This is a genomic window from Streptomyces xiaopingdaonensis (assembly GCF_000262345.1).
In the GTDB taxonomy this organism is placed as follows: Bacteria; Actinomycetota; Actinomycetes; order Streptomycetales; family Streptomycetaceae; genus Streptomyces; species Streptomyces xiaopingdaonensis.
The window spans coordinates 1-2,937 of the sequence record NZ_AJTQ01000326.1; the positions used below are offsets into that span (position 1 = coordinate 1).

Genomic DNA, 2,937 nt, shown 5'->3' on the forward strand with positions numbered 1-2,937 from the left:
ATCGATCACACAGAGTGTGTGTAAACCGAGCTGGGCTACCAGGACTCGAACCTAGACTAACTGAACCAGAATCAGTCGTGCTGCCAATTACACCATAGCCCACCGTGCTCAACTCCCTTGAGAGTCTTGCTTGGTGATCACCCGGGCTCTCGGCCTTCCGGCCTGTCCCCCTCGGCGACAGATAGAACATTACCCGATCGCGGACGGTGCGCCAAAACGGGGCGGGGCTGGGGGCCAAGGTCCCGGCAGCGGACACGAATGCGCCGCACACCCTTAACGTCGACCACTCAAAGTGACGAGGATGTCACTGACAACCGGGAGACGAAGCATATGGCACGAGGCGCGGCTGCTGGCGAGGGCCCAGGAGAAGGAAGAGGACGTCTTTTCGACGGAACCGGGGCCCACAGCTACTCAGTTCGCACGCACGTCCACGGCGTCACAACGGGCAGATTCCGACGACAGGGCGATAGGTACCGCGGCCTCCGCCCTCTTGCCGGCCCAACGGAGGCACTGAGCGACCGAAGTAGGGACGCTTCGGGCCCCGGAGCAGCAGCCCCGGGGCCCGGAGCACGGTCACTCCGCCGGCTGTTCCGCGAGCTTCGCGAGGGCCGCGTCGATGCGGGACAGGGTGCGCTCGCGGCCGAGTACCTCCACGGACTCGAAGAGCGGGAGGCCGACGGTGCGGCCCGTCACCGCGACGCGGACGGGGGCCTGGGCCTTGCCGAGCTTGAGGCCGTGGGCCTCGCCCGCGGTGAGGACGGCCTGCTTGAGCGGCTCCGCCTGCCACTCGGTGGTGACGAGCTTCTCCCGTGCGGTGCGCAGGAGTTCGCCCGCTCCCGGCTTCATCGCCTTCTGCCAGGACTTCTCGTCGAAGACCGGCTCGTCGAGGAAGAGGAAGTCGACGTTGTCGGTGATCTCGGAGAGGACGGTGACGCGGCTCTGCGCGAGCGGGGCGAGCGCGTCGAAGGCCGCCTGGTCGAAGTTGTCCGGCGGCCACGGCGCGAAGGGGGCGCGGAGCCACGGCGCGCAGCGGGCCGCGAACTCCTCGACGGGGAGCTCGCGAACGTGCGTGGCGTTGATCGCCTCGCACTTCTTCAGGTCGAAGCGCGCCGGGTTGGCGTTGACGTCGCGGACGTCGAAGGCGGCGACCAGCTCGTCGAGCGAGAAGATGTCGCGGTCCTCGGCGAGCGACCAGCCCAGCAGCGAGAGGTAGTTGAGCAGCCCCTCGGGGAGGAAGCCGCGCTCGCGGTAGAGGTTGAGCGAGGACTGCGGGTCCCGCTTGGACAGCTTCTTGTTCCCCTCCCCCATGACATACGGGAGGTGGCCGAACTCGGGGACGATGCCCTTGCCGACACCGAGGTCCGCCAGCGCCCGGTAGAGCGCGATCTGGCGGGGGGTGGAGGAGAGGAGGTCCTCGCCCCGCAGGACGTGGGTGATCTCCATCAGCGCGTCGTCGACCGGGTTGACGAGAGTGTAGAGCGGCTTGCCGTTGGCGCGGACGATGCCGTAATCGGGGACGCTCGTGGGCTGGAAGGTCATCTCGCCGCGGACGAGGTCGGTGAAGGTGATCGGCTCGTCCGGCATCCGGAAGCGGACGATGTGGGTGCGGCCCTCGGCCTCGTACGCGGCGATCTGCTCGGGCGTGAGGTCGCGGCACGCCCCGTCGTACCCGGAGGGGCGGCCCTCCTTGCGGGCCTGCTCGCGACGGGTCTCCAACTCCTCGGCCGTGCAGTAGCAAGGGTAGGCCCGGCCGGACTCCAGCAGGCGGGCGGCGACGTCCTGGTAGAGCTCGGAGCGGAGCGACTGGCGGTAGGGGGCGTGCGGGCCGCCCTCGCCCGCGCCGGTGGCGACGTCGAAGGGCGCGGGGCCCTCGTCCCAGCTGAGACCGAGCCAGCGCAGGGAGTCGAGGAGCTGCTCGTAGGACTCCTCTGAGTCGCGTGCCGCGTCCGTGTCCTCGATGCGGAAGACCAGGGTGCCGCCGGTGTGCCGCGCGTACGCCCAGTTGAAGAGGGCGGTGCGGACGAGGCCGACGTGCGGGTTGCCCGTCGGGCTGGGACAGAAACGTACGCGGACGTTGCTCGCGTTAGTCACGCTTGATCACCTTGTTGGTGAGAGTGCCGATGCCTTCGATGGTGACGGCGACCTCGTCGCCGACGTGCAGGGGGCCGACCCCTGCCGGGGTGCCGGTGAGGACGACGTCGCCGGGCAGGAGCGTCATCGCCTCGGTGATGTGGACGATCAGGTCCTCGACGGAGCGGACCATGTCGCTCGTGCGGCCGAGTTGTCGCTGCTCACCGTTGACGGTGCACATCAGGCCGAGGTCCGACGGCTCGAGGTCGGTCTCGGTCCAGGGGCCGAGCGGGCAGGAGGTGTCGAAGCCCTTGGCGCGGGCCCACTGGTCCTCGCTGCGCTGGACGTCGCGCGCGGTGACGTCGTTGGCGCAGGTGTAGCCGAGGATGACGTCCCGGGCGCGCTCCTTCGGGACGTCCTTGCAGAGCCGGCCGATGACGACGGCGAGCTCGGCCTCGTAGTGCACCTCGGAGGAGAACGACGGGTGGACGATCGAATCCCCCGGGCCGCTCACCGAGGTGGAGGGCTTGAAGAAGACGACCGGGACGTCCGGCACCTCGTTGCCCAACTCCCTGGCGTGCTCGGCGTAGTTGCGGCCGACGGCGACGACCTTGTTGGGCAGGACCGGCGGAAGCAAGCGGACCTGGGAGAGCGGGATCTTCTTGCCCGAGCGCTCGAACTCGGCGAAGGGGTGCCCTTTGATGATGTCGAGGACGGGGCCGCCTTCGGTCTCCGCGTCCCCTTCGACCACTCCGAAGCCGACGGTGCCGTCGAGGGAGAATCTGGCGATGCGCACGGGGGTGTCCTTCACTGGCCTGCGGAACTGACGCTCCAGCCTATGACACCTCGCCGCCGGCTCCCCCGGCC

2 protein-coding genes and 1 tRNA gene are annotated in these 2,937 nt (G+C 69.0%); all 3 read right to left on the reverse strand.

What is annotated here, in order from left to right; genetic code table 11:
- Nucleotides 1-30: 30 nt before the first annotated feature.
- A tRNA-Gln gene (locus tag UWG_RS0124950) sits at nucleotides 31-102 on the reverse strand.
- 471 nt (nucleotides 103-573) lie between these two features.
- Entirely contained in the window at nucleotides 574-2,091 is a 1,518-nt protein-coding gene (gltX, locus tag UWG_RS0124955) for a glutamate--tRNA ligase (protein WP_016909923.1), read from the reverse strand.
- Nucleotides 2,084-2,866, reverse strand: coding sequence for a fumarylacetoacetate hydrolase family protein (locus UWG_RS0124960; RefSeq protein WP_029391752.1), 783 nt, complete (start codon nucleotides 2,864-2,866; stop codon nucleotides 2,084-2,086). Before UWG_RS0124960 ends, gltX begins: the two co-directional genes overlap by 8 nt.
- Between the last annotated feature and the right edge of the window lie 71 nt (nucleotides 2,867-2,937).